At 58.4% G+C, this 26,455-nt stretch carries 28 protein-coding genes; 21 read left to right on the top strand and 7 right to left on the bottom strand.

Annotation, left to right across the window (positions count from 1 at the left end; translation table 11 throughout):
- Positions 1 to 2: 2 nt before the first annotated feature.
- The 5 genes from accC to GA830_RS14680 form a co-directional block, all read right to left on the bottom strand.
- Positions 3 to 1,346, bottom strand: coding sequence for an acetyl-CoA carboxylase biotin carboxylase subunit (accC, locus tag GA830_RS14700; protein WP_195162550.1), 1,344 nt, complete (start codon positions 1,344 to 1,346; stop codon positions 3 to 5).
- A gap of 15 nt (positions 1,347 to 1,361) precedes the next feature.
- Complete coding sequence (gene accB, locus GA830_RS14695) at positions 1,362 to 1,826, bottom strand: acetyl-CoA carboxylase biotin carboxyl carrier protein (RefSeq protein ID WP_195162549.1); 465 nt, start codon at positions 1,824 to 1,826, stop codon at positions 1,362 to 1,364.
- Positions 1,827 to 1,852: 26 nt separating this feature from the next.
- On the bottom strand, positions 1,853 to 2,290 hold the full coding sequence (gene aroQ / locus GA830_RS14690; protein WP_195162548.1) for a type II 3-dehydroquinate dehydratase: 438 nt from the start codon (positions 2,288 to 2,290) through the stop codon (positions 1,853 to 1,855).
- Positions 2,291 to 2,416: 126 nt separating this feature from the next.
- Positions 2,417 to 3,214 carry a DsbA family protein gene (locus GA830_RS14685; RefSeq protein WP_195162547.1) on the bottom strand — a complete coding sequence of 266 codons (798 nt, stop codon included), beginning with the start codon at positions 3,212 to 3,214 and terminating at the stop codon, positions 2,417 to 2,419.
- A 53-nt stretch (positions 3,215 to 3,267) separates the two neighbouring features.
- Entirely contained in the window at positions 3,268 to 4,677 is a 1,410-nt protein-coding gene (locus GA830_RS14680; protein ID WP_195162546.1) for a M48 family metalloprotease, read from the bottom strand.
- A 167-nt stretch (positions 4,678 to 4,844) separates the two neighbouring features.
- Here GA830_RS14680 and GA830_RS14675 point away from each other — a divergent pair, with 167 nt between their 5' ends.
- Entirely contained in the window at positions 4,845 to 5,993 is a 1,149-nt protein-coding gene (locus GA830_RS14675; protein ID WP_195162545.1) for a pyridoxal phosphate-dependent aminotransferase, read from the top strand.
- Positions 5,990 to 6,937, top strand: coding sequence for a glutaminase (locus tag GA830_RS14670; protein ID WP_195162544.1), 948 nt, complete (start codon positions 5,990 to 5,992; stop codon positions 6,935 to 6,937). The genes GA830_RS14675 and GA830_RS14670 overlap by 4 nt, the downstream gene beginning before the upstream one ends.
- A 74-nt stretch (positions 6,938 to 7,011) precedes the next feature.
- On the opposite strand, the gene GA830_RS14665 is transcribed toward GA830_RS14670, so the two are convergent.
- Positions 7,012 to 9,948 carry an Rne/Rng family ribonuclease gene (locus GA830_RS14665; RefSeq protein WP_195162543.1) on the bottom strand — a complete coding sequence of 979 codons (2,937 nt, stop codon included), beginning with the start codon at positions 9,946 to 9,948 and terminating at the stop codon, positions 7,012 to 7,014.
- Between the two features lie 669 nt (positions 9,949 to 10,617).
- Here GA830_RS14665 and GA830_RS14660 point away from each other — a divergent pair.
- The 3 genes from GA830_RS14660 to prfB all read left to right on the top strand — a co-directional run bounded on the left by GA830_RS14660 (position 10,618) and on the right by prfB (position 15,761).
- Positions 10,618 to 11,826: an N-acetylmuramoyl-L-alanine amidase gene (locus GA830_RS14660; RefSeq protein WP_195164970.1), complete on the top strand. Its 1,209-nt coding sequence runs from the start codon at positions 10,618 to 10,620 to the stop codon at positions 11,824 to 11,826.
- A gap of 213 nt (positions 11,827 to 12,039) precedes the next feature.
- Complete coding sequence (locus GA830_RS14655; RefSeq protein WP_195162542.1) at positions 12,040 to 14,502, top strand: penicillin-binding protein 1A; 2,463 nt, start codon at positions 12,040 to 12,042, stop codon at positions 14,500 to 14,502.
- A gap of 127 nt (positions 14,503 to 14,629) precedes the next feature.
- Positions 14,630 to 15,761, top strand: a protein-coding gene (prfB, locus tag GA830_RS14650; protein WP_195162541.1) for a peptide chain release factor 2 whose coding sequence is annotated in 2 segments (ribosomal slippage) — positions 14,630 to 14,695 and positions 14,697 to 15,761 — 1,131 coding nt in all. Because the reading frame shifts where the segments join, the coding sequence is not laid out codon by codon here.
- Between the two features lie 18 nt (positions 15,762 to 15,779).
- Here the strand turns inward: prfB and GA830_RS14645 are convergent.
- On the bottom strand, positions 15,780 to 16,061 hold the full coding sequence (locus tag GA830_RS14645) for a transcriptional regulator (RefSeq protein WP_195162540.1): 282 nt from the start codon (positions 16,059 to 16,061) through the stop codon (positions 15,780 to 15,782).
- A 453-nt stretch (positions 16,062 to 16,514) separates the two neighbouring features.
- Here GA830_RS14645 and rpsL point away from each other — a divergent pair, with 453 nt between their 5' ends.
- From rpsL to rplN, 16 genes are all read left to right on the top strand, one after another.
- Positions 16,515 to 16,886: a 30S ribosomal protein S12 gene (gene rpsL / locus GA830_RS14640; protein WP_116625165.1), complete on the top strand. Its 372-nt coding sequence runs from the start codon at positions 16,515 to 16,517 to the stop codon at positions 16,884 to 16,886.
- A 62-nt stretch (positions 16,887 to 16,948) separates the two neighbouring features.
- Complete coding sequence (gene rpsG / locus GA830_RS14635; protein WP_195162539.1) at positions 16,949 to 17,419, top strand: 30S ribosomal protein S7; 471 nt, start codon at positions 16,949 to 16,951, stop codon at positions 17,417 to 17,419.
- A 27-nt stretch (positions 17,420 to 17,446) separates the two neighbouring features.
- Positions 17,447 to 19,537, top strand: coding sequence for an elongation factor G (gene fusA / locus GA830_RS14630; RefSeq protein ID WP_195162538.1), 2,091 nt, complete (start codon positions 17,447 to 17,449; stop codon positions 19,535 to 19,537).
- Between the two features lie 66 nt (positions 19,538 to 19,603).
- Entirely contained in the window at positions 19,604 to 20,779 is a 1,176-nt protein-coding gene (tuf, locus tag GA830_RS14625; protein ID WP_195162360.1) for an elongation factor Tu, read from the top strand.
- 65 nt (positions 20,780 to 20,844) lie between these two features.
- On the top strand, positions 20,845 to 21,153 hold the full coding sequence (gene rpsJ, locus GA830_RS14620) for a 30S ribosomal protein S10 (protein ID WP_007066362.1): 309 nt from the start codon (positions 20,845 to 20,847) through the stop codon (positions 21,151 to 21,153).
- Between the two features lie 62 nt (positions 21,154 to 21,215).
- A complete protein-coding gene (gene rplC / locus GA830_RS14615; protein WP_195162537.1) occupies positions 21,216 to 21,935 on the top strand; it encodes a 50S ribosomal protein L3 in 720 nt (239 codons plus the stop codon).
- Positions 21,935 to 22,555, top strand: coding sequence for a 50S ribosomal protein L4 (gene rplD / locus GA830_RS14610; protein ID WP_195164969.1), 621 nt, complete (start codon positions 21,935 to 21,937; stop codon positions 22,553 to 22,555). Before rplC ends, rplD begins: the two co-directional genes overlap by 1 nt.
- Positions 22,552 to 22,845, top strand: a complete 294-nt coding sequence (locus GA830_RS14605) for a 50S ribosomal protein L23 (RefSeq protein WP_195162536.1) — start codon at positions 22,552 to 22,554, stop codon at positions 22,843 to 22,845. Before rplD ends, GA830_RS14605 begins: the two co-directional genes overlap by 4 nt.
- Before the next feature lie 25 nt (positions 22,846 to 22,870).
- Positions 22,871 to 23,704: a 50S ribosomal protein L2 gene (gene rplB, locus GA830_RS14600; protein ID WP_195162535.1), complete on the top strand. Its 834-nt coding sequence runs from the start codon at positions 22,871 to 22,873 to the stop codon at positions 23,702 to 23,704.
- Between the two features lie 15 nt (positions 23,705 to 23,719).
- Positions 23,720 to 23,998, top strand: coding sequence for a 30S ribosomal protein S19 (rpsS, locus tag GA830_RS14595; RefSeq protein ID WP_195162534.1), 279 nt, complete (start codon positions 23,720 to 23,722; stop codon positions 23,996 to 23,998).
- Positions 23,999 to 24,000: 2 nt separating this feature from the next.
- Positions 24,001 to 24,390 (top strand): 50S ribosomal protein L22, encoded by a 390-nt coding sequence (gene rplV / locus GA830_RS14590; RefSeq protein ID WP_195162533.1) that lies wholly within the window; start codon positions 24,001 to 24,003, stop codon positions 24,388 to 24,390.
- Positions 24,390 to 25,112 (top strand): 30S ribosomal protein S3, encoded by a 723-nt coding sequence (rpsC, locus tag GA830_RS14585; protein ID WP_195162532.1) that lies wholly within the window; start codon positions 24,390 to 24,392, stop codon positions 25,110 to 25,112. The genes rplV and rpsC overlap by 1 nt, the downstream gene beginning before the upstream one ends.
- 30 nt (positions 25,113 to 25,142) lie before the next feature.
- Entirely contained in the window at positions 25,143 to 25,556 is a 414-nt protein-coding gene (gene rplP, locus GA830_RS14580) for a 50S ribosomal protein L16 (protein ID WP_195162531.1), read from the top strand.
- A gap of 13 nt (positions 25,557 to 25,569) precedes the next feature.
- Positions 25,570 to 25,767, top strand: a complete 198-nt coding sequence (gene rpmC / locus GA830_RS14575) for a 50S ribosomal protein L29 (RefSeq protein ID WP_195162530.1) — start codon at positions 25,570 to 25,572, stop codon at positions 25,765 to 25,767.
- A gap of 10 nt (positions 25,768 to 25,777) precedes the next feature.
- Positions 25,778 to 26,020, top strand: a complete 243-nt coding sequence (rpsQ, locus tag GA830_RS14570; protein ID WP_195162529.1) for a 30S ribosomal protein S17 — start codon at positions 25,778 to 25,780, stop codon at positions 26,018 to 26,020.
- A 65-nt stretch (positions 26,021 to 26,085) separates the two neighbouring features.
- Positions 26,086 to 26,454: a 50S ribosomal protein L14 gene (rplN, locus tag GA830_RS14565; protein ID WP_006205457.1), complete on the top strand. Its 369-nt coding sequence runs from the start codon at positions 26,086 to 26,088 to the stop codon at positions 26,452 to 26,454.
- Position 26,455: the final 1 nt, after the last annotated feature.

Here is a 26,455-nt window from a genome sequence, read left to right as displayed (position 1 = left end):
GCCTAAGGGTTCTGCGCCAGATGTTTTTCCAGCCAGTGGATATCGTAGTCGCCATTGGCGATATCCGGGTTGCCGACCAGGTCTCGGAACAGTGGCAAAGTTGTCTTGATACCGTCGACGACAAATTCGTCGAGCGCGCGGCGCAGACGCATCAGGCATTCCACCCGGTTGCGGCCGTGGACGATCAATTTTCCGATCAGGCTGTCGTAATAGGGCGGGATGCGGTAGCCGGAATAGACGCCACTATCGACGCGGATACCAAGCCCACCAGGGGTATGGAAATGCGTGATGGTGCCTGGGGACGGCGTGAAGGTACGCGGGTCTTCCGCATTGATGCGGCATTCAATCGCATGGCCCTGAAAACGGATCTCGTTCTGGCGCACAGAAAGTCCGCCGCCGGAGGCGACACGTATTTGTTCATGGACCAGGTCGATGCCGGTGATGGCTTCGGTAACCGGGTGTTCTACCTGCAGGCGCGTGTTCATTTCGATGAAATAGAACTCGCCGTTCTCGTAGAGAAATTCGATCGTCCCTGCGCCGGAATAGCTCATGTCGGCGATTGCCTTGGAGCAGGTTTCGCCGATCTTGGCGCGCTCTTCATCGTTGAGAGCCGGCGAATTGGCCTCTTCCCAAACTTTCTGGTGTCGGCGCTGCAAAGAGCAGTCGCGTTCGCCAAGATGAATGGCGTTGCCAGCGCCATCGCCCACCACCTGCACTTCGATGTGGCGCGGTTTCTCGAGATACTTTTCGATATAGACGGCGTCGTCACCGAATGCCGCGCCTGCTTCAGAGCGAGCAGTGTCGAGCGCGATTTCCAGATCTTCCTCTGTACGCGCGACCTTCATGCCGCGACCACCGCCGCCGGCAGAGGCCTTGATGATGACGGGATAGCCGATATCTGCGGCGATGCGCTTGGCTTCGCTTTCCTCGGTTACCGCTCCTTCGGAGCCGGGGACGACCGGAATGCCAAGACGCTTGGCCGTACGCTTGGCCTCGATCTTGTCGCCCATGGTGCGGATATGGTCGCCCGAGGGGCCGATGAAGGTGATCTTGTGGGCAGCCAGGATGTCGGCGAACTTGGCGTTTTCCGACAGAAACCCGTATCCTGGGTGCACTGCATCGGCGCCGGTGATTTCACAGGCTGCGACGATCTGATGGATATTGAGATAGGAATCGCGGGCAGGCGGGGGCCCGATGCACACGCTTTCGTCTGCCAGGCGCACATGCATGGCGTCAGCGTCGGCGGTGGAATGCACAACCACCGTCTGGATGCCAAGCTCCTTGGCCGCGCGCAGAACGCGCAGGGCAATTTCGCCGCGATTTGCAATGAGGATTTTCTGGAACATGCGGTTGCCGGGGCGCTATTCGATGACTACTAGCGGCTCGCCGTATTCGACGGGCTGCGAATCTTCAAACAGAATGGCTGTTACCTTGCCGGCGCGGGGCGAGGGGATCTGGTTCATGGTTTTCATCGCCTCGATGATCAATAGCGTCTGACCTTCCTTGACCGTCTGTCCGACCTCGATGAACGGCTTTGAATCGGGCGATGAGGAAGCGTAGGCGGTGCCGACCATGGGCGAGGGAACCGCGTTCTTGGACGGGTCGGCTGCCGGCGCAGGGGCTGCAACCGGCTGGCTCTGTGGAGCCTGGCCCGGGAATACCGGGCCGGCAGCCGGCGCTACGGCCTGCATCATGGTCGACTGGCGCGACACGCGCACACGCAAATCGCCCTGCTCAACCTCGATCTCGGTTAGCTGTGTCTCGTTAAGGATCCCAGCCAGATCGCGGATCAGCTGCTGGTCAACACCATTTTTCTTAATCGACATTCTGGTCCCTTGTGTTCGGGGGCTGGTCACGGTCGGGCCGCCAGGGCCCGCAGGCCCAGAACATAACCCAGCGGGCCGAGCCCGAAAATGACACCGGCGGCAACCGGGGAGATCAGTGACTGCTGGCGAAAAGCTTCGCGTGCATGCACGTTTGAAAGATGCACCTCGATCACCGGTATTGGCTGAATGGTGCGAATGGCATCATGTAGCGCAATCGATGTGTGCGTATAGGCGCCGGCATTGAGAACGACGCCGATGACGTCTCTTTCGCTGGCCTCATGCAGCCAGTCGACCAACAGGCCTTCATGGTTGGTCTGGCGGAAATCGACCTCGAAACCAAGTTCGGCTGCCGTTGTGCGGCAGTCGCTTTCGATGCCTGAAAGTGTACGGCCTCCATAAATGCCAGGCTCGCGATTGCCGAGGGCATTCAGGTTAGGACCGTTCAGAACATATACCGTTTTCAATACAAACCTCATGACACCGGAGCCAACCGATGAGAACGCACTCTATACTGGGATTAGAGCGATGCGCAAAGAGCGCAAGCCCGTTCTTGCGCTGTCCACAGCCGCTGTTTTCAAACTGAACTCAACTTAGCAGGCGGTCCCGCAAGCTCTGGCAGCCTCGATCTTTTCAGCCAGCACTTCGTGGCCGAGCGCGCCGAACACCACCTCGTTGCCTATAACATAGGACGGCGTCCCGCTGATCGAAAGCTTGGTCGCAAGCTCATACGTGCTATTGAAAACCTCGGGAATCTTGGGGTCCTTCATTGCCTCGCGCAGTGCTGCTTCATCGGCACCGAGCGACAGAGCGATCTTCACAGCACTGTCTTCCGTAGCACGCCCTTGCCCGCCCAAAAGCTGACTGTGGAACTCACCGTATTTCTCTGGCATCAATTTGTGGAAAGCTGCGGACACGACATGCGCTTTCTGTGAATCCGGTCCCAGAATGGGGAACTCTTTCAACACATAGCGCAGATCCGGATCGCCCTTGGTCAGCGCGCGCATGTCTTCGATAGCCCGTTTGCAATAGCCACAATTGTAATCGTAGAACTCGACGATGGTCACCTTACCATCCGGATTGCCAATGACCGCGTCATAGGGAGACCGGAAGATTTCGTCCTTCGCACCGCTTATAGCGCCGGCACCTGCAAGACGCTGCTCTTCCTTCTGTTTGGTTTCCAGAGCTTGCTGAACCTCGAGCATGATCTCCGGATTGGCCAGCAGATAATCGCGCACGATCAACTCGACTTCCTTGCGGTCGAGGGGCGCGCTACTCGTAGTAGCTTCCTGCGCGGCGACGGTTGCCGGCATTCCGACCAGGCTGACAGACGCCAATAGCGCGACTGCGATGGAAGCGCGACCTGCGCGTGATAAAATTGGTAATCTCATAATTCAGTTCTCCAAAACGCCTGACGCTATGTGGTCGGGCGGTCGACAAAGGTTCATTTCTTTTTCTTGGACGAGGTTTTGTAGTTGATGATGTCCTGAGCACGCACCCACCCCGGAGTTCCGCGCTTGAACTTCATCTGCGATCTGGCAGCGAAAATTTTAGCATCCTTGTAGTTGCCACTGTAATAATGGCCTTCTGCCAATGCGAGCTCGGCTGATGCCTCATCACCCAGCCGGCCGTAGGCTTGGGCGAGATATTGATATCCGGTCACGTTCTGCTTGTCGCGCTCCAGCCCCTTGCGCAGTTCGGAGACCGCCTTCTGCATCGCTTCTGGCGTACCGGTGGCAAGGAGTGCCTGCCCGTAGCTCACCTGCAGCATGCCAGATTTGACCGGATCAAGGCTCATTGCCTTGGCGTATGACTGCGCGGCTTCGGCAGGTCGATTGGCTTTCATCAGCGAATCGGCGCGCAGTTCATAAAAATACGGATTGCGCGGTTGTGCCTTGATCAGAGTGTCGGCCTTGGAGACAGCAGTGCGTGGATTGCCAAACAGATAGGCTGACATGGCTTCGGCATACACTGCCGGAAGCCCGGTACGGTCGTTACGGAACAGTTTTGCTGCCGCGTTCTGGCCTTGCGTGAAGACGGCGATCTTTGCCCGCATAAGATCGTGCCGCAATTGCAGTTCGGGTGAGTCCACAACTGCGAAATAGGGACTTGTTTCCGCCAGTGTCTGCAGGCTGGCGATGCGCTCCTGCGGCACCGGGTGGCTGACCTGGTAGGGATCAACACGCGCGCCCGATAGTGACAGTGCGGTCTGAAAGCGCTTGAACGTGGTCAGCATTCCCTTGGCAGACTGGCCGGTGGCGTTGAGATAGGTGATGGCCGATCTGTCGGCCGTAGTCTCTTCCGTGCGCTGATAGCTCAGCAGTCCGCGCCGTGCGAGCTCGCCGCCGCCGGCTGCCACGCCAGCGCCCGCTTGCGCCAGTTCGCTGGTGTTGGTGGCGGCACCGGCAACGACTGCGCCAAGTCCTAGTAGGCCAGTGACGATAGCCATCGTCTGTGCGCGCTCTAGCTGCTGGCGTAGACGTTCCTGGTGGCCACCGGCGATATGGCCGGCTTCATGGGCAAGAACGCCTATGATTTCGTTCGGCTTTTCAGCCATTAACAGCGCGCCGGTGTTGACGAAAATTCGCCGGCCAGCCACGAACGCGTTGAAGCGACGGTCGTTGACCAGAATGATTTCCACATTGGATTTAGAAAGCCCGGCAGCCTGTAGGACGGGTCGCGCATAATCGCGGACCAGGGCTTCAATCTCCGCATCGCGCACGATGGGCAAGTTGGCGCTCTGCGCTGCGGCAGATGACGGCGCAAGCGCGATGGTGGGCGCAATCAACGCGAAACCAACGGACAGGCGGAGCGGAATCGCCAAAACACCGGCAAGGAGAGAGTTTCTTGTCATCACGGGTTCATTGCTAAACGAGGCAGGCGGCAATGAAAAGGCGACAGGCGTGGCATCATGAACTTGTGAACCTGCGATCATTCGGGCATTTGTGAATTTCTGGCACGCTCCCCCGGCAACGGGCCACCCGCTCAAACGCCGATAGATCAAAGGAAAAAGGCCGAAGCATGGTGGTTTCGCTTTCTCGACGTGGTGCAGTAGCACCTTTCCACGCCATGGATATCCTTGCTGCGGCAAACCGTCTCCAGATTACCGGCGTACCGGTGGTCTCGATGGCCGTTGGGCAGCCGTCGGATCCAGCACCGGCCGTGGTGCGTGCAGCCGCCGCCAAGGCTCTTGTGGACGGCCAGATAGGCTACACAGATGCGCTGGGAATGCGGGTATTGCGCGAGGCGATAGCGTCCCATTATTTCGACCATTATGGTCTAGAGGTCGACGCCGGCCGGATTGCGGTCACGACCGGCTCCTCGGCAGCGTTCAACCTGGCTTTCCTGGCCATGTTTGATTCGGGAGACCGGGTAGCAATTGCTTCTCCCGGTTATCCTGCCTACCGCAACATATTGGCTGCGCTGGGACTGGACGTTGTTGAAATTGCGTTGGACGGAGCGCCTTATCTCGACGCTGATCATCTGTTGCGGGCGCACCGCGAACGTCCGTTGAACGGTGTCCTTTTTGCAAGTCCGGCAAACCCTACCGGGGCGGTCATTCCGCCTGATGCGCTCAAGGCGCTGCTCGCCACTGCGAAGGATCTTGGTATCGCTGCAATCTCCGACGAAATCTACCACCGGCTCGACTATGCGGGGCCTGACACGACCGCTCTTGCCTATTCAAGCGACGTCACCGTCATCAACTCGTTCTCTAAATATTACTGCATGACCGGATGGCGAATAGGCTGGATGGTGCTGCCCGAAGAGATGGTGCGGCCCATCGAGCGGATTGCTCAAAGCCTCTATATATCCGCACCGGCACTGTCGCAGATCGCTGCCACGCAGGCGTTTTCGGCTACGCCAGAACTTGATGCGGTGAAGGCGCGCTACCAATTGAACCGTGCCCTGTTGATGCAGCGGCTTGAAGGGCTCGGTTTTCCTCTGGCGGCCCCTATGGACGGGGCGTTCTACGCCTATTGCGATGTCAGCCGACACACAAATGACAGCCTGGAGTTTGCCAGTCGTATGCTGGCCGAGGCGCACGTTGCCGCAACACCAGGAACAGACTTTGATCTTTTGGGCGGCCACAGCACCCTGCGCCTTTCTTATGCGGGCAGCAACGACGATATGATTGAGGCGCTGGAGCGGCTGGAAAAGTGGTTGCGATGACTGGGACAGCGGCGGTTGGCGAGCTTGAACAGGCGCTGGATGACATTGCCTGCGAGATGGCCACGCGTACCGATCGCGGCAACGTCGCCACATACATTCCGCAACTCGGCCGGATCAATGCGGGTGCCTTTGGCATTGCGGTTGCGACCCATGACGGGCAGGTGCTGACGGCGGGCGATGCCGAGCTGACTTTTTCCATCCAAAGCATTTCCAAGGTATTTACCCTGACGCTGGCGCTTGGATCGATTGGCGACCAGTTGTGGCGGCGCGTCGGGCGAGAGCCGTCGGGCAATCCGTTCAATTCCATCATTCAACTCGAGCATGAAAACGGTATTCCGCGAAACCCTTTCATCAATGCCGGGGCCATTGTGCTCGCCGATGTTCTGCTTGGCGGCCACGAGCCGCGCGAGGCAATCGGCGAAATCCTGCGCTTTGTCCAGTTCCTGACCGACGATGACACCATCACGATTGATGCCGCTGTCGCTGCTTCCGAACGAGCCACAGGGTTTCGCAATTTTGCACTTGCCAACTACATGAAATCATTTGGCAATCTGCACCACGCACCGGAGCATTCGCTGGGTGTCTATTTTCACCATTGCGCGATTGCGATGAACTGCCGCCAGTTGGCGCTGGCTGGACGGTTCCTCGCCAATGGCGGAACCAACCCGGCGACCGGGTTTTCAGTGATTTCTGCGGAGAGGGCGCGCCGCATCGCGGCGCTGATGCTGACCTGCGGCCATTATGATGGCTCTGGTGACTTCGCGTTCCGTGTCGGTATTCCGGGAAAAAGCGGCGTTGGCGGCGGCATTCTTGGTGTTGTGCCGGGCATAGCCTCGATGGCAGTCTGGTCGCCCGGGCTCAACGAGAACGGCAATTCTAAGCTCGGATCGATTGCGCTCGAAATGCTGGCCAAGCGGATGAATTGGTCAATTTTCGCGCCCTGATGCTGGCCAATGCCATGATTCAAAAAGCCCGCGCTGAGCGCGGGCTTCTTTTATCTTGGCGATGACAAGAAAAATCAGAAGAAGCTCTTGCGCTGCCACCAACCGGATTTCTTTGGCTTTCCATCATCAGTCTCGGCCTCAGGCGCGTTGGACGATACAACCGGGGCCGGTGCGCTGGCCACTTGTACCGGCTCCTGAGGTGCGGCAGCCGTTTCATCTACCGCTGCCGCGGTTGCCTTGCGTCGCGGAGCGCGCTTCGGTTTGGCAGGAGCGGCAGCGTCCTGCTCTGCCTCGGGAGCGGCCTTTGCCTTGCGCGGCGCGCGCTTTGGTTTTGCCGGTGCCTCAGTCTCTTGTGGCGCGTCCTCAGCGGGCGCATCGACTTCAACTGTTTCCGTCTCAACCGTTTTCGACTTGGCGGTCCGGCGTGGCCGCTTGGGCTTTTCCGCGGGTACTTCCGCATCTGGCCTGTCTGTCACTTCGGCAACAATAGCGGCAGGTGCCGCGCCTTCTGCCGTAGCGTCATTGCCTGTTTCGAGGGCGCCAGCGTCCGACCCGGATGCGTCGGTGTTCTCATCCCTGCGGTTGCGCTTGCCACCGCGTTTGCCACGGCGGCGCTTCTTGGGCTCGCCGTTCTCGTCGGTCGATGCCGCAACGGGCGCAGCTGTGTCGCTCGTGCCTTCGGCTGCCTGCTCGGCGGAGCCGGCCTCTGCGCCATCGGTATGGTCTGTGCCGTCCGTAGTGTCATGGCCATTGTTTTGCGCACCGTTCTCGCGGTCGCGACCACCACCACGACGACGGCGGCGACGCTTGCGCTTGCGGTCATGGCCATTTTCGCCTTCTTCGCTGCGCTCGGTACGCTCGCTGCCTTCAGCGTGCTCGGCCTGTGCCGGACGGGCGACTTCTTCTGCCGGTTCATCCTCATCGTCGGGAACGACGAAATCGTCGGCGTCGTCTGCCTCGACATAGGGCACCGAGGTTTGAACCTCTGTCCAACCGACCGGCTTTTCGGCAATGGCGCCGCGCGTGATCGCATAATGCTGCGAGCCGACGTCTTCGTCGCTTTCAATCGTGATGGTGACCCCAAAGCGGGTTTCCAGATCGACCAGCGTGGCGCGCTTGTGGTTGAGCACGTAAAGTGCGGTTGCTGATGGGGTTCGCACGGTAATGTGGTTGCGCGAGTCCTTGAGCAGGAATTCCTCGATGGCGCGAACGACCATCAGTGCCACTGACGAGTCGGACCGCACATGGCCAGTGCCGCCGCAATGCACGCACGGCTTCATGGTGGAATCCAGCACCGATGCCCGGATGCGCTGGCGCGACATTTCGAGCAGGCCGAAATGCGAAATGCGACCAACCTGGATGCGGGCACGGTCGTTTTTGAGGTGATCCTTCAGCCGCTTCTCGACGGAGCGGTTGTTGCGGTTCTCCTCCATGTCGATGAAGTCGATCACGATCAGGCCGGCGAGATCGCGCAGGCGCAGCTGCCGTGCCACTTCCTCGGCGGCTTCCAGATTGGTCTGGAGCGCGGTGTCCTCGATGGAGTGTTCCTTGGTCGAACGCCCCGAGTTGACGTCGATGGCAACCAGCGCTTCGGTCTGGTTGATGATGATGTAGCCGCCGCTCTTCAGTGTTACCTGCGGCTGCAGCATGCGGTCCAGCTGCGCCTCGATGCCATTGCGGGCGAAGATCGGCGTGGTGTCGCGGTAGGGCTGAACCACTTTCGCATGGCTGGGCATCAGCATGCGCATAAAATCCTTGGCCTCGCGATAGCCGTCGTCGCCGGCGACCAGAACCTCGTCGATATCCTTGTTGTAGAGGTCGCGCACAGACCGCTTGATGAGCGAGCCTTCTTCATAGACGAGAGCAGGGGCGGTGGATTGCATCGTTGTGTTGCGCACCGTCTCCCACATACGCATCAAATATTCGTAGTCACGCTTGATCTCGGCTTTCGTGCGGCTTTCGCCGGCCGTGCGCAAAATAACGCCCATGCCCTGCGGTACCTCGAGATCCTGGACGACTTCTTTCAAGCGCTTGCGATCCTGGGCATTGGTGATCTTGCGTGAAATTCCACCACCACGCGCCGTATTGGGCATCAAAACCGAATAGCGGCCGGCAAGCGACATGTAGGTTGTCAGCGCAGCACCCTTGTTGCCGCGCTCTTCCTTGACCACCTGGACCAGCAGGATCTGCCGGCGCTTGATTACTTCCTGGATCTTGTAGGTGCGCCGAACCGGCTTACGGCGGTTGCGGACTTCCTCGAGCGCGTCCTCGGCACCTACCGATTCGACCTCGTGGTCATCGCTGTGGGTGTCGCGCTCTTCGACCGCGCCGCGCGCATCCGTTTCCTCCGTAGTTGTCTCGGACTGGGCGACGGGCTCGGAAATCACATCCGAGTCGATCGCTGCTGCCATGGAGCCCGGCGTCCTGTCATCCTCGCCGGTGTGGTCTTCGTCACCGCCAGCATCGGGTTCGGGCTGTTCTTCCGACACGGCAGGCGTTTCGGCGACTGCAGTCACTTCATCGTGATCGCCATCGGATACGTCGGTGTCGGATGCTGCGTCCAGAGGTTCGATCTCTACGATCGATCCGTCGGTACTTTCCTCTTCGCTCGCCTCGGAAGCGCGGTGATCGTCACGGCCGCGATTTCTGCCGCCGCGCTTGCGCCTGCGGTTGCCACGACCACCCTCGTCTCCATCGTGGTCGTCGTCATCCTCTGCTTCGGCTTCTTCAGCCTCGGCACGCAGCAATGCCTGACGATCGGCAACCGGGATCTGATAATAATCGGGATGGATTTCGCTGAAAGCGAGGAAACCATGCCGGTTTCCGCCGTATTCAACAAAGGCCGCCTGAAGGGAGGGTTCTACACGCGTCACACGAGCGAGATAGATATTGCCCTTGATCTGTTTTTTATCTTGCGATTCGAAGTCGAATTCTTCGATCCGATTACCGCGTACTACTACGACCCGTGTTTCCTCCGGGTGGGAGGCGTCGATAAGCATTTTGTTGGGCATTATGTCTTTTCTCCCCAGCCGCCGCCAACAGGGGCAACCGGGTGAACACACCCCGATTTGCGTCTGTCTGGGAATGCGTGCCGGATAATTGGGGGCTTGCCGGCCGCTGCTCCAGCGCGAACAAAAGACCGCCCGCCGCCACTATGGCGCGGGAATTTCCGGTCTTGTTCATGATCGCGCTTGAAGCCACCGCGTAACCTTGCAGAACCATTACAACCAAAGTCCGGAACATTCCGGACCAGCTATTTGCTCATACAGAGCCGGCGCGAGCATACCGGCCCGGCCGTTTTTCTCATCTAAGGGCTTCAAACTCACGGGAAGCGCCTCGAAGAAATCCTTCGGGAACACGCGTGCCGATCGCAGAATGCGACTGGAACCGTTTTTTTCGTCGCCAGACCTGAGTGAAAAGGCGTTGCGGACCGGTTCCGAGCTTTGCGGTGATCCAGTGACGCTTTTATGATTTGCGTGGCGTAATGGCAACCCTGTTTCGACGCCGGCAAAATGGGCGCTTAAAGGATGCAGACCGAAAGGGTCGGTTAACCATACACGGCTACCACTTGTTAATATGGCGAAGCGCTGGCATGCGGTGCGCGCGGTGCATTTGCCCCGGTGTAATGTCGAAACCGCACCAAGCGCAGACAAGAGGTCGAATTGAACAAGGGCGCAACAATGCAGGGTTCAGGCCGGTTTGGCTTTGTCCTTCTTATGCTCGCTTGTCTGCTGGCTTTGATAGCTCCTGCCAATGCTTCTACGCTCGCTGCCTCCGAATACAAAATGGCCGGGGATGCGACCCGCATGCGTGTCGTTGTCCAATTCGACCGCGAGCCCGAAATGCGCTGGTTTTTGCTGCGCGGGCCGAATCGGCTGGTGATCGACCTGCCGGAAACGGACTTGCGTTCCGATGGTCGCGATCTGAAGGGTAGGGGTCTGATTTCGAGCGTCCGATTCGGTGGGGTCGGAAATGGGCGTTCCAGGCTCATTCTAACGGCAAAAGGACCATTCTCGGTCGAACGTATTGATGTCATCGCCAACGAAGATGCGAAGGGTTTTAGGCTGATCGCGGATATTACAGCCTCTTCGGATCGCGAATTTGAACAGGCACTGGCCGATCAAGCGCAGACGACAGGTTCTACTGTATCGACGCGCAAGACGGACCGGGTTGGTCAGACGTTTGATTTGGTAAAGCGGCCGTTCACCGTCGTGCTTGACCCAGGCCACGGCGGCATTGATGGTGGGGCAGAGGGCATTAACGGCGCGGTTGAGAAGGAAATCACACTTGCCTTTGCGCGGGAGCTGAAAGAAAGCCTCGAAAAGGCCGGGCCTTTCCGAGTGTTCCTTACGCGCGACAACGATGCATTCCTGCGGCTTGATGAACGCGTTCGCATTGCGCGTCAGCATGAAGCGGATTTGTTGATCTCGATCCATGCCGACACAATTAGACTCAAGGGCATTCGCGGGGCGACTGTCTATACGGTATCAGACAGGGCCTCGGACGCTGAAGCTGCCGCGCTGGCGGTGCGTGAAAATCTCTCGGACCAGCTTGCCGGCATCGAGATTGAGGAAGATAACCATGAGGTCTCGGATATTCTGGTCGATCTCATCCGGCGTGAAACGCACAGCTTTTCAATTCAATTTGCCCGCTCGCTGATCGGTCAACTCTCGACATCTGTGGAGCTTATCAATAACCCCCACCGGGAGGCGGGGTTTCGTGTTCTCAAGGCGCCGGATGTTCCATCGGTTCTGGTCGAACTTGGTTATTTATCGAACGAGAAAGATGAGGCGCAGTTGCGTGACCCGGACTGGCGCGGCAAAGCGGCAGAGCGCATTGCGGCCGCCGTGGCAGATTTTGCGTCACAAAAAGCCAGAGTTGGAGGCTAACTCGATGACAACCATAGGATGCACAAACCGTTGCTTGCGGGCCGCAGTTCGTGATTTAATGGCTTGGAATCAGAAGAGCTTATTATTGTTGCCGCATTTTGCCCACAACGGGGCGACAAGAGTTGGTAACGACAGATCGGGAATGTTCGCGCTGCTGCTTGCAGCCATCGCCTTCTCGGCGACCAAACTCTCGATTTCTGTAATGGAGCGGGCATGTTACGCATAATCGGCTATTTTTTCGGTGTGGGAGTGATGCTGGCACTGCTTGCTGCCGGCGGCGTGGCCATCTACATCGCCAGCCTGACCAAGGATTTGCCGGATTATGAGGTGCTGGCTAAATATGAGCCGCCGGTAACCACACGCATTCACGCCTCGGATGGCGCTTTGATGGGCGAATACGCGCGAGAGCGGCGCCTCTATCTGCCGATTCAGGCTGTGCCGGATCGCCTCAAGGCTGCCTTCCTGTCGGCTGAGGACAAGAATTTTTACAATCATCCCGGCGTCGACATCACCGGTCTGTTTCGAGCAGTGGTCACCAATCTTCAGAACGTTGGCTCGGGCAGGCGTCCCGTCGGTGCGTCGACAATCACGCAGCAGGTTGCGAAGAACTTTCTGTTGAGTGCGAGCCAGACTTATGACCGCAAGATTCGGGAGATGATCCTCGCGTTCCGCATCGAGCAAGCCTATTCGAAGGACCGGATCCTCGAGCTGTATATGAATGAGATTTTCTTCGGATTGGGTGCTTATGGCGTGGCGGGCGCGGCCCTTACTTATTTCGACAAGTCGGTCAATGAACTATCCCTCTCGCAGGCTGCCTATCTGGCGGCCCTGCCGAAAGGCCCTTCAAACTACCAGCCGTTTCGATATGCGGACCGCGCAATCGTGCGCCGCAACTGGGTGATCGACCAGATGGTCGACAATGGGTATGCCTCCCGTGAGGAAGGTGAGAAGGCCAAGGCCGAAGATCTTGGTGTCTCGGTTCGGCGCGGCGGTACCTATCTGTTTGCCGGCGAGTATTTCACCGAGGAGGTCCGGCGCGAGCTGATTGCGCGATATGGCGAGAATGCGCTCTATGAAGGCGGGCTTTCGGTACGCACCACGCTCGACCCGGAAATGCAGCTATACGCACGCAGGGCTTTGCAGAACGGGCTTTTGAAGTTTGACAGGCTGCGCGGATATCGTGGCCCGGTTCAAAGCATCGAGCTAGGTGGCGACTGGGGCGTTGCGCTGGGCAAGGTAAAGCGGCTTGACGATGTTCCAGAGTGGAAGCTTGCGGTGGTGCTGGACAGCTCGGTGTCGGGGCTGACAGTCGGATTGCAGCCTGATCTTGAACAATCGGGTGCTTTGAACGCGGAGCGTAAGGAGGGCGTAGTTTCCCTTGAGGACATGAGCTGGGCGATGCGCCACATGGTCGATGGCCAGCGCGTGAAGGCCAAGACGCCTGCCGATGTGCTCAAGCCAGGAGACGTTGTTTTCGTCGAGAACAAAGAAGGCAATGCCTTTGCTTTGAGACAGACGCCGGAAGTCGCCGGTGGTATGGTGGCGATGGACCCGCATACAGGTCGTGTTCTGGCAATGGTGGGAGGCTTTTCGTACTCGCAGTCGGAATTTAACCGTGCCACGCAGGCCTACCGCCAGCCGGGTTCGGCATTTAAGCCGTTCGTCTATGCGGCAGCACTCGACAATGGTTATACGCCGGCCTCGGTGGTAATGGATGGGCCGATCAGCATCAAGCAGGCGGGCGGCGAAGTCTGGGAACCTAAAAACTATGATGGAAAGCCGGGCGGACCCTCGACGCTGAGAACCGGTATCGAGCGCTCGCGCAATCTGATGACGGTGCGGCTCGCCAACGACATGGGTATGCAGCTTGTCGCAGAATATGCCGAGCGCTTTGGTGTCTATGATAAGATGCTGCCGGTGCTGGCGATGGCGCTTGGTTCCGGCGAGACGACGGTGATGCGCATGGTGTCGGCCTATTCAGTGATGGCCAATGGCGGCAAGCAGATCCATCCGTCGCTGATTGATCGCATTCAGGACCGCTATGGTAAGACGGTGTTCCGCCATGACGAGCGTAGCTGCAACGGCTGTAATGCGCAGAGCTGGAACAACCAGGACGAGCCCGAACTGGTAGACAATGCCGAGCAGGTTCTCGACCCGATGACCGCCTACCAGATTACATCGATGATGGAGGGCGTGGTGACGCGCGGGACGGCAATCACCGTTTCCGAGCTGGGCCGCCCGATTGCCGGCAAGACCGGTACCACCAATGATGAGAAAGACACCTGGTTCATGGGATATTCGCCCAATCTCGTTGTCGGCCTGTATATGGGGTATGACCAGCCGCAGACATTGGGCAAAGGGGCCACGGGCGGTGGCCTTGCTGCACCGGTCTTCAAAGAATTCATGGCCAACGCGCTCAAGGATGAGCCGATTGTCGATTTCCAGGTTCCACCTGGCATGAAGATCATCGCAATCAACCGCAAGACGGGCATGCGGGCAGCGAAGGGCGAAGCCAACGTCATCATGGAAGCATTCAAGCCCGGCACCGGGCCGGCTGACAGCTATTGGGTGATCGGCGGTGGCGAGGTTGCGTCGTCTGGCCAAAGCGGTTCGCGCGCCACGATTTCGCCGCAGGCGAACAAGGCGATTGAAACCGGCGGCGGCGGGCTTTACTAGCACCGGCTGACAAGGCGGTGGACCGCCGGTGGCGGTCTATGGTTGTGCTTTACAGCGGTTGGCCCTCTCCCTATGTTCCGCGCCGAACACGAAACAATCTCTCCACATTCAGGAAGAATAGACTGCCATGCGTGCAGAGACGGAAAATTTGGTCGAAGAAATCAAGCAGGGCATCACCCTGCTGAGGAGGCATCTTTGACTGGGATCAGGCGCTGAAGCGACTGGACTACCTTAATATGCGCGCCGAAGACGGTGCGCTTTGGAATGATCCGATCGAAGCCCAGAAGCTGATGCGTGAGCGGCAGGGACTGGAAGACGGGATCAAGTCTGTCAGCGGGCTAGGTCAGGCTCTTGAGGACAATATCGGGCTGATTGAGCTCGGCGAGGAAGAAGGCGACAAGTCTGTGGTCGCCGAAGCCGAAGCCGCGATCCGCTCGATGGCCGGTGAGGTCAAGGCGCGGCAGATCGAAACTCTGCTCTCCGGCGAAGCCGACAGCAACGACACCTACCTGGAAGTCCACGCCGGCGCCGGTGGCACCGAGAGCCAGGACTGGGCCAACATGTTGTTGCGTATGTATACGCGCTGGGCAGAACGCCGGCGCTTCAAGGTGGAGGTTCTGGAAATTCATGACGGCGAAGAAGCCGGCATAAAATCCGCGACGTTGCTGATCAAGGGCCATAACGCCTATGGCTGGATGAAGACAGAATCGGGTGTGCACCGGCTGGTGCGTATCTCACCGTATGACAGCAATGCGCGCCGACACACATCGTTCGCCTCGATCTGGGTCTATCCAGTCATTGATGACTCTATCGAGATCGACGTGTCGGAATCCGATGTGCGTATAGATACCTACCGGTCATCAGGCTCCGGTGGGCAGCACGTCAACACGACCGATTCCGCCGTGCGCATCACCCACCTGGCGACCGGCATAGCAGTCGCCTGTCAGGCCGAGCGCTCGCAGCACAAGAACAAGGCCAAGGCGTGGGAAATGCTGCGCTCGCGCCTCTATGAGGAAGAGCTGAAGAAGCGGGAAGCGGCCGCGAGTGCCACGGAAGCCTCCAAGAGCGATATCGGCTGGGGCCACCAGATCCGCTCCTACGTACTGCAGCCATACCAGTTGGTGAAAGATCTGCGCACTGGCGTGGAAAGCACCGCACCTCAAGATGTGCTGGACGGTGAACTCGACGAGTTCATGGAAGCAGCGCTGTCGCAGCGAATCGACGGTGGGGCAGGGCAGGCCGTTGAGGATATCGACTGACCGGTTAACCGATCTACCTCAGATCGGTTCGTCGAAAGTGACGATTGCCACTTCGCCTTCGAGGGCACCCTGATAGGCTGACACATGCGGCTCTTCGTCGGGTGCGCCTTCCATGTCCCCGATCTGATCGAGCTCGGCCTCAACATAACCTTCGGCGGCCAGCGATTCGAGTGCCATGCGCACGGCCGAATCGTCATCGGGGGCGATCAGCATGACGTGCACGCCGATTGATTCACCGCCTTTTTTCTCCCAGGCGCGGCCGACAATAATGGTTACAGCGCGTTCGTCGTTGTCGTTCATATGATTCCTTTCCGAGAGTTTTGGGGTGCTTTTTGCCACGATCCATGCGGAGCCGACAGGGCTAATCGCACCAGAAGCGGTCCTTTGCGGGTCCGTTCCTCTGGCTGACGCAAGGTGCATAGCAGAGTTGCGTCCCGCGCGGTGTTTACGTTGAGATAATTGATGCTGCGGGCTTGACGGTTGGGGGTGTTGGCGGTAGAAGCCGGCCAGTCTGAACAGATGTGAGGTTTTCTTTTCCCAGCCGTCTCGGCCGGGAGTTTGCCTCAAACAGGGTTCTTTTTACGAGCGATAAGACATTTCCGGCGTGCATGAAGCGGTTTCCGCTTCCTCTGCTTTTTGTTCGGGCAGGACCGCGTTTCGCGGTTTGTGGCCCGAATTTGCGTATGGAAACAACGCTTGAAGCGGCTCAGCAATGGGCTTGAGACACGGAATTTTGAGAGACAAGAGGGTTTAATGCCTACCGTCAACCAGCTGATCCGCAAGCCGCGCACTGCGCCGGTGAAGCGCAACAAGGTCCCGGCAATGCAGCAGAACCCGCAGAAGCGGGGCGTTTGCACGCGCGTTTATACGACGACACCGAAGAAGCCGAACTCGGCGCTGCGTAAAGTGGCGAAGATTCGTCTGACCAACGGTTTTGAAGTGATCGGATACATTCCGGGCGAGGGTCATAACCTTCAGGAGCACTCCGTGGTGATGATCCGCGGCGGCCGTGTGAAGGATCTACCGGGCGTGCGTTACCACATCATCCGCGGCGTGCTCGACACGCAGGGTGTGAAGAACCGCAAGCAGCGCCGTTCGAAATACGGCGCCAAGCGTCCGAAGTAAGGGTTTTTCCCGGCTTAGATACTCAAGGGTATCAGGGCCGTCGATAGTGAGAGACGAGAACAATGTCGCGACGTCATAGTGCAGAGAAGCGTGAGATCAACCCGGACCCAAAGTTCGGCGACCTGATTGTCACCAAATTCATGAACGCCGTCATGTATGACGGTAAGAAGTCGATCGCTGAAACGATCGTCTATGGCGCACTTGACCAGGTGCAGACCAAGACGAAGCAAGAGCCGGTAACGATTTTCCATCAGGCGCTTGAAAATGTTGCGCCGCATGTGGAAGTGCGTTCACGCCGCGTTGGTGGTGCTACGTATCAGGTGCCTGTTGATGTGCGTCCCGAGCGCCGTCAGGCTCTAGCGATCCGTTGGCTGATCACTGCTGCACGCAACCGCAACGAGACGACGATGGTCGAACGTTTGTCAGGCGAGTTGATGGATGCTGCAAACAACCGTGGCACGGCCGTGAAGAAGCGCGAAGACACCCACAAGATGGCGGAAGCCAACCGCGCATTCGCGCACTACCGCTGGTAGCGCCGAGAGCGAGACAGAGAGACCATCATGGCCCGCGAATATAAAATCGAAGACTACCGTAACTTCGGCATCATGGCGCATATCGACGCCGGCAAGACGACGACGACTGAGCGCGTCCTGTATTACACGGGCAAGTCGCACAAGATTGGCGAAGTTCACGACGGCGCTGCCACCATGGACTGGATGGAGCAGGAGCAGGAACGTGGCATCACCATCACGTCTGCCGCCACAACGACCTACTGGAAGGGTCGTGACGGTCAGATGCGCCGCTTCAATATTATCGATACGCCCGGTCACGTTGACTTCACCATCGAAGTAGAGCGTTCGCTGCGCGTGCTTGATGGTGCTATCGCACTTCTCGATGCCAATGCCGGCGTTGAGCCGCAGACCGAGACTGTCTGGCGCCAGGCTGACAAGTACAACGTGCCGCGGATGATTTTCTGCAACAAGATGGACAAGATCGGCGCGGATTTTTACCGCTCGGTTGAAATGATCGGTTCGCGCCTCGGTGCGCAGGCTGTTGTTATGCAGCTGCCAATTGGCGCCGAGACCGAGTTCAAGGGTGTTGTCGACCTGGTTGAGATGAACGCGCTTGTATGGCGCGACGAGTCGCTCGGTGCGGCGTGGGATGTGGTTGAAATTCCTGCGGACCTGCAAGAGCGTGCCGTCGAATTCCGCGAGAAGATGATTGAAGCTGCCGTCGAAATGGACGAGACGGCTCTCGAGAACTACCTTGAAGGCAAGATGCCTTCGAATGACGAGATCCGCGCGCTGATCCGTAAGGGTACCATCGCGGTGAAATTTTTCCCGATGTTCTGCGGTTCTGCCTTCAAGAACAAGGGTGTACAGCCGCTTCTCGACGCAGTTGTCGAATACCTGCCTTCGCCGCTCGACGTTCCCGCCATCAAGGGTGTGGACGCGAAGACGGAAGCAGAGATCGAGCGTCATGCTGACGACAGCGAGCCGCTTTCGATGCTGGCGTTCAAGATCATGAACGATCCTTTCGTTGGCTCGCTCACCTTCGCCCGCATCTATTCGGGCAAGCTGACCAAGGGCATTTCTCTCGAAAACACCGTCAAGGGCAAGAAAGAGCGCATCGGCCGCATGTTGCAGATGCACTCCAACTCGCGTGAAGACATTGAAGAGGCTTTTGCTGGCGACATCGTTGCACTGGCTGGCCTAAAAGACACCACAACCGGCGACACGCTGTGTGATGCGGCGCATCCGGTTATTCTTGAGCGCATGGAATTCCCTGAGCCGGTCATTCAGATCGCGATCGAGCCAAAAACCAAAGGCGACCAGGAAAAGATGGGCCTTGCGCTGCATCGTCTTGCTGCTGAAGATCCTTCGTTCCGCGTCAAGACCGATGAAGAATCCGGCCAGACCATCATTGCCGGCATGGGCGAATTACATCTCGACATTCTGGTCGACCGCATGCGCCGTGAGTTCAAGGTTGAGGCTAATATCGGCGCGCCGCAGGTTGCCTATCGTGAGACGATCACGCGTGCCTACGAAGCGGATTACACTCACAAGAAGCAGACCGGTGGTACAGGCCAGTTTGCCCGCGTCAAGATCATGTTCGAGCCGAACCCGGAGAGCAGCGAGTTCCAGTTTGAATCGAAGATCGTGGGTGGTGCAGTTCCCAAGGAATACATTCCAGGCGTTGAAAAGGGCATTAACTCCGTCATGACGTCTGGTCCGTTCGCGGGCTTCCCGATGATCGGCGTCAAGGCGACGCTCATCGACGGTGCCTTCCATGATGTCGACTCGTCGGTTCTGGCGTTCGAAATCGCAGGTCGTGCCTGCTTCCGTGAATCGGCAACCAAGCTTGGTGTTCAGTTGCTCGAACCGATCATGAAGGTCGAAGTTGTGACGCCGGAAGATTATGTCGGCAACGTCATTGGCGATCTGAATTCACGTCGTGGTCAGATTCAGGGTCAGGAGACCCGTGGCGTGGCTGTGGTGGTGAACGCCATGGTGCCACTCGCCAACATGTTTAAATATGTCGACAATTTGCGCTCGATGTCACAGGGCCGCGCCCAGTACACGATGCAGTTTGATCACTACGAGCCAGTGCCGACGGTTGTCGCGCAGGAAGTTCAGAAGAAATACGCGTAGTCGGGCCCTTTCTCAGTCCGCACTCAAGTTTAACGCCCGTTTGGGCAGCAAGAATGGAGGCCTCACATGGCAAAAGGTAAATTCGAGCGTAATAAGCCTCATGTGAACATCGGCACGATTGGTCACGTTGACCATGGCAAGACGTCGCTGACGGCTGCGATCACCAAGTATTTTGGTGAGTACAAGGCTTATGACCAGATCGACGCAGCGCCTGAAGAAAAGGCTCGCGGCATCACGATTTCGACGGCTCACGTCGAGTATGAGACGCCTGCGCGCCACTATGCACACGTCGATTGCCCAGGCCACGCTGACTATGTGAAGAACATGATCACCGGTGCTGCCCAGATGGATGGCGCGATTTTGGTTGTTTCGGCCGCTGACGGCCCGATGCCCCAGACCCGCGAGCACATTCTTCTGGCCCGTCAGGTTGGTGTTCCTGCACTCGTGGTGTTCCTGAACAAGGTCGACCTGGTCGACGACGCCGAGCTTCTGGAACTGGTTGAGCTGGAAGTGCGCGAACTTCTTTCGAAGTACGAATATCCGGGCGACGACATTCCGATGATCAAGGGTTCGGCGGTTGCTGCCCTTCAGGACGGCGACAAGAAGATCGGCGAAGACGCGATCCGCGAACTGATGGCGGCTGTTGATGCCTACATCCCGACGCCAGAGCGTCCGATCAATCTGCCATTCCTGCTGCCGATCGAAGACGTATTCTCGATCTCGGGCCGTGGCACGGTTGTGACCGGTCGCGTCGAGCGTGGCATCGTCAAGGTTGGCGAAGAAGTCGAGATCATCGGCATCAAGGACACCTCGAAGACGACGGTGACCGGCGTTGAAATGTTCCGCAAGCTGCTCGATCAGGGCCAGGCTGGCGACAACATCGGCGCGCTGATCCGCGGTGTTGACCGTGAAGGCGTTGAGCGTGGTCAGGTTCTGGCCAAGCCAGGTTCGGTGAAGCCGCACAAGAAGTTCAAGGCAGAAGCCTACATTCTGACCAAGGACGAAGGTGGCCGTCACACGCCGTTCTTCACCAACTACCGTCCGCAGTTCTATTTCCGCACGACGGACGTGACCGGTATTGTGTCGCTTCCCGAAGGCACCGAAATGGTGATGCCGGGCGACAACATCACGGTTGACGTGGAACTGATCGTGCCGATCGCGATGGAAGAGCGCCTGCGCTTCGCTATCCGCGAAGGCGGCCGCACCGTCGGCGCCGGCATCGTCGCGGCAATCGTCGAGTAAAGAATTAACACTCTGTCGCGGGCGCGGGAAAATGCCCGCGCCGCGCCAGAACAAGGAAGTGACGCATGAACGGACAAAACATCCGCATCCGCCTGAAGGCGTTTGATCACCGCGTGCTTGACGCCTCGACTCGTGAAATCGTGTCGACCGCCAAGCGCACCGGAGCAAATGTACGCGGCCCTATTCCGCTGCCTACGCGGATTGAAAAATTCACGGTCAACCGGTCGCCTCACATCGACAAGAAGAGCCGTGAACAGTTCGAGATGCGTACGCACAAGCGGCTCCTCGATATTGTGGACCCGACCCCGCAGACTGTCGATGCTTTGATGAAGCTCGATCTGGCCGCAGGCGTCGACGTCGAGATCAAGCTCTAAGCAGAGCTGGAACATGAGCCGGCCGGGTTTCCGAATGGCTCCTCTGAAGGAAGATTGAACCGATGCGTTCAGGTGTTATTGCAAAGAAGGTGGGAATGACCCGCATCTATAATGATGCAGGCGAGCATGTTCCCGTTACTGTTCTCCACATGGAGAATTGCCAGGTTGTTGCCCAGCGCACGCAAGAGAAGAACGGCTACACAGCCGTCCAGCTCGGCGTGGGGTTTGCCAAAGTAAAGAATACAACGAAGGCTCTGCGCGGCCATTTCGCCACCGCTTCTGTGGAGCCGAAAGCGAAGGTCGCCGAGTTCCGCGTGTCGCCAGATAATCTTCTGGATGTCGGCGCCGAGATCACTGCTGACCACTTCGTTCCCGGCCAGAAAGTGGATGTCACCGGCACTACGATCGGTAAGGGTTTTCAGGGTGTTATCAAGCGTCACCATTTCGGTGGTGGCCGTGCGACCCACGGTAACTCGGTTTCTCACCGTACGCACGGTTCGACTGGCCAACGCCAGGATCCCGGTAAGGTGTTCAAGGGCAAGAAGATGGCCGGCCACATGGGCGACGTTCGCGTCACTACCCAGAATGTCGAGATCGTCTCTACAGATATCGATCGTGGCCTGATTTTGGTTCGTGGTGCGGTTCCCGGTTCGAAGGGTGCATGGATCCTGGTTCGTGATGCGGCCAAGATTGCTCTGCCTGCTGCTGCGCCGAAGCCAGCCGGCATGCGCGCTGCGCCGCAAAAAGTTGAAGCCGCTCCGGCTGCTGAAGGGGCTGAATGATGGACCTCAAGATTACCACACTCGCGGGCAAAGATGCCGGCAAGGTGACGCTCTCCGCGGAGATCTTCGGCCTTGACCCGCGCGATGACATCCTGCAGCGCGTCGTGCGCTGGCAGCTTGCCAAGAAGCAACAGGGCACGCACAAGGCCAAGGGCCGCGCCGAAATCGCGCGTACCGGAGCCAAGATGTACAAGCAGAAAGGTACGGGCCGCGCTCGTCACCATTCGTCACGTGCTCCGCAGTTCCGCGGCGGCGGCAAGGCCCACGGGCCCGTCGTGCGCAGCCATGAGCATAGCCTTCCCAAGAAGGTTCGTGCGCTTGGTCTGAAGCATGCACTGTCGGTCAAGGCAAAGACATCAAGCCTGATCGTCATCGACGAGCTGGCGCTGGGCGAAGCCAAGACGAAGGCGCTGATCGCAACGTTTGCGAAGCTTGGCCTGACCAACGCCCTGATGATCGGCGGCGCCGAGCTTGATGCTAATTTCAAGCTGGCTGCCTCGAACATCCCAAATATTGACGTGCTGCCCATCCAGGGCATCAACGTCTATGACATTCTGCGCCGCGGCACGCTGGTCCTTTCGAAGGCCGCCGTCGAGGCTCTCGAGGAGCGCTTCAAATGACCGACCTTCGACACTATGACGTGATCGTCAGCCCGGCCATTACAGAGAAATCGACCATGGCTTCGGAACAGAACCAGGTCGTCTTCAATGTCGCCAAGAAGGCGTCGAAGCCGGAGATCAAGGCTGCCATCGAAGCGCTGTTCGGCGTCAAGGTGATGGCTGTCAACACACTCGTCCGCAAGGGCAAGGTGAAGCGGTTCCGCGGCACTATCGGCCGTCAGAGCGACGTGAAAAAAGCGATTGTGACGCTGGCCGATGGCCAGTCGATCGACGTCGCCACGGGTCTCTGAGACAGGGCGCGAGGGAAGCAAGAAAATGGCACTGAAAAAATTTAATCCGATAACGCCTTCCACGCGCCAGCTGGTGCTGGTTGACCGTTCGGCGCTCTATAAGGGCAAGCCTGTCAAAGGTTTGACCGAGGGCCTGACCAAGTCTGGCGGTCGTAACAATCACGGCCGCATCACGGCCCGCTTCATTGGCGGCGGTCACAAGCGTTCGTACCGTATCATCGACTTCAAGCGTCGCAAGTTCGACGTTCAGGCGACGGTGGAGCGGATCGAGTATGACCCCAACCGCACTGCGTTCATCGCGCTGATCAAGTATGATGATGGCGAGCTGAACTACATCTTGGCGCCGCAGCGTCTGGCTCCTGGCGACAAGGTTATTGCCGGCCAGGCGGTCGACGTGAAGCCGGGCAATGCGATGCCGCTGTCTTCGATGCCGATTGGTACGATCATCCACAATGTGGAGCTGAAGCCCGGCAAGGGTGGCCAGATTGCCCGTTCCGCAGGCGGTTACGCCCAGCTGGTTGGTCGCGATCAAGGCATGGCGATCCTGCGCCTCAATTCGGGTGAGCAGCGTGTCGTCAGCGGTCAGTGTATCGCAACCGTCGGCGCGGTTTCTAACCCGGACCACGGCAACATCAATCTTGGCAAGGCAGGCCGCAGGGTCTGGCTCGGCAAGCGCCCGCACAATCGCGGCGTCTCCATGAACCCGGTTGACCATCCACATGGTGGTGGTGAAGGCCGGACATCTGGTGGTCGTCATCCGGTGAGCCCATGGGGCAAGCCGACCAAGGGCAAGAAGACGCGGTCCAACAAGGCGACCGACAAGTTCATCCTGCGCTCGCGCCATCAGCGCAAGAGCTAAGAGAGGTAGTCAGACGTGACCCGTTCAATTTGGAAAGGCCCATTCATCGACGGCTTCCTGCTCAAGAAGGCAGAAAAGGTTCGTGAAGGTGGACGCAACGAGGTGATCAAGATGTGGAGCCGTCGCTCTACAGTCCTGCCTCAGTTCGTCGGCCTCACCTTCGGTGTTTATAACGGCCAGAAGCATATCCCTGTCTCCATCAATGAAGACATGGTCGGCCACAAATTCGGTGAGTTCGCCCCCACCCGTACTTATTACGGCCATGGCGCGGACAAGAAGGCAAAGAGGAAGTAACGATGGGCAAGGCCAAAGCTCCGCGCAGGCTTGCTGACAACGAGGCACGGGCGGTTCTCCGCACGATCCGCGTCAGCCCGCAGAAGCTGAACCTGGTTGCCGCGCTCATCCGCGGCAAGAAGGTAGCGAGTGCGCTCGCTGATCTGGAATTTTCGCGCAAGCGGATTGCCGGAACGGTGCGCAAGACACTCGAATCGGCTATCGCGAATGCCGAAAACAATCACGACCTTGATGTCGACGCACTGATCGTTGCCGAGGCCTATGTTGGCAAGTCGATTGTCATGAAGCGCTTCCATGCCCGTGGCCGTGGTCGCGCAAGCCGCATCGAGAAGCCCTTTTCGCACCTCACCATTGTGGTGCGCGAAGTGGAAGCAAAAGTGGAGGCTGCATAATGGGTCAGAAAATCAATCCGATCGGTTTTCGCCTCGGCATCAACCGCACCTGGGATTCCCGCTGGTATGCGAATACCGGTGAATACGGCAAGCTTTTGCACGAAGACATCAAGATCCGCGAATATCTTCAGAAGGAACTGAAGCAGGCTGCGGTTTCCAAGATTGTCATCGAGCGCCCGCACAAAAAGTGCCGCGTGACCATTCACGCAGCGCGCCCTGGCCTGATCATCGGCAAAAAGGGTGCGGACATCGAAAAGCTTCGCAAGAAGCTGATGGAGATGACCAAGTCGGAAACGCACCTCAACATCGTTGAAGTGCGCAAGCCCGAGATCGACGCGACGCTGGTCGCCCAGTCGATCGCCCAGCAGCTCGAGCGCCGTGTGGCTTTCCGCCGTGCGATGAAGCGTGCGGTGCAGTCGGCGATGCGTCTCGGCGCAGAAGGCATCCGCATCAATTGCGGTGGACGTCTGGGCGGTGCGGAAATCGCGCGGATGGAATGGTATCGCGAAGGCCGGGTGCCATTGCACACGCTGCGTGCCGATGTTGATTACGGCACTGCGGAAGCGCAGACCGCGTATGGTATTTGCGGCGTGAAGGTCTGGGTGTTTAAAGGCGAGATCCTTGAGCATGACCCGATGGCGTCGGAGCGTCGCGCATCGGAAGGCGATCACTCGCATTCTGGCGAACGTAACGAACGCGGTCGCCGCCGCGAGAACGCCTGAGCGCGAATTGAGAATTTGGAGTAGACGAAGATGCTGCAACCAAAGCGCACAAGATTTCGCAAGCAGTTCAAGGGCCGTATCCACGGCGCTGCCAAAGGCGGCACCAACCTGGATTTCGGTGGCTTTGGACTGAAGGCGACGGAACCGAACCGCGTCACTGCACGTGAGATTGAAGCGGCCCGCCGTGCAATCACGCGTGAAATGAAGCGCCAGGGCCGCGTGTGGATTCGGATTTTCCCGGATTTGCCGGTTACCTCCAAGCCTACCGAAGTCCGTATGGGCAAGGGTAAAGGCGCGGTGGATTATTGGGCGGCCCGGGTCAAGCCAGGCCGGGTCATGTTTGAGATCGACGGAGTGTCCGAAGAGACGGCGCGTGAAGCGCTGCGTCTCGGTGCTGCGAAGCTCTCGGTGAAGACGCGCTTCATCCAGCGCATCGCAGAATAAGGAAGGTCGAGAGATGAAAGCCTCGGACGTAAGGGCTAAGACCCCCGACCAGCTGACCGACGATCTGGGCAGCCTGAAGAAAGAGCAGTTTAACCTGCGCTTCCAGAAGGCCACCGGCCAGCTCGAGAAGACCGCACGCGTGAAAGAGGTCCGCAGGGACATCGCCCGCATCAAGACGATCGCCGCCGAAAAGTCGGCCGGCAAGAAGTAAGGACACGAATATGCCAAAGCGCATCCTGCAGGGCACCGTCGTCAGCGACAAGAACGAGAAGACGGTTGTCGTCAAGGTCGAACGGCGCTTCACGCATCCCGTGATGAAGAAGACCGTGCGCATGACGAAGAAGTACAAGGCGCACGACGAAAACAATGCCTGCAAGGTTGGCGACCAGGTGTTTATCCAGGAATCGAAGCCGATTTCGAAGGATAAGCGCTGGACGGTCATCACCGAAGCCCAGGCACAATAACGAATTTGTTTGATTGACCGGGGAGGGCGCTTCGCCCATCCCGACAGAAAAGAAGAAGGCCAGTCATGATTCAGATGCAAACAAACCTCGACGTTGCGGATAATTCCGGTGCACGTCGTGTCATGTGCATCAAGGTGCTGGGCGGCTCGAAGCGGAAATATGCTTCTGTCGGCGACATCATCGTGGTGTCGATCAAGGAAGCTATCCCGCGCGGGCGCGTCAAAAAGGGTGATGTGATGAAGGCGGTCGTGGTTCGCACGGCCAAGGACATCCGTCGTCCGGACGGCAGCGTGATCCGGTTCGACAAGAACGCAGCTGTTCTCGTCGACAACAAGAAAGAGCCGATCGGCACCCGTATCTTCGGACCGGTTCCGCGCGAGCTTCGCGCCAAGAACCACATGAAGATCATCTCGCTCGCGCCAGAAGTGCTGTAAG

Origin of the sequence: Mesorhizobium sp. NBSH29, assembly GCF_015500055.1 — a bacterium.
Taxonomy (GTDB): Bacteria; Pseudomonadota; Alphaproteobacteria; order Rhizobiales; family Rhizobiaceae; genus Neomesorhizobium.
This window is presented reverse-complemented; position numbering and strand designations above follow the sequence as displayed.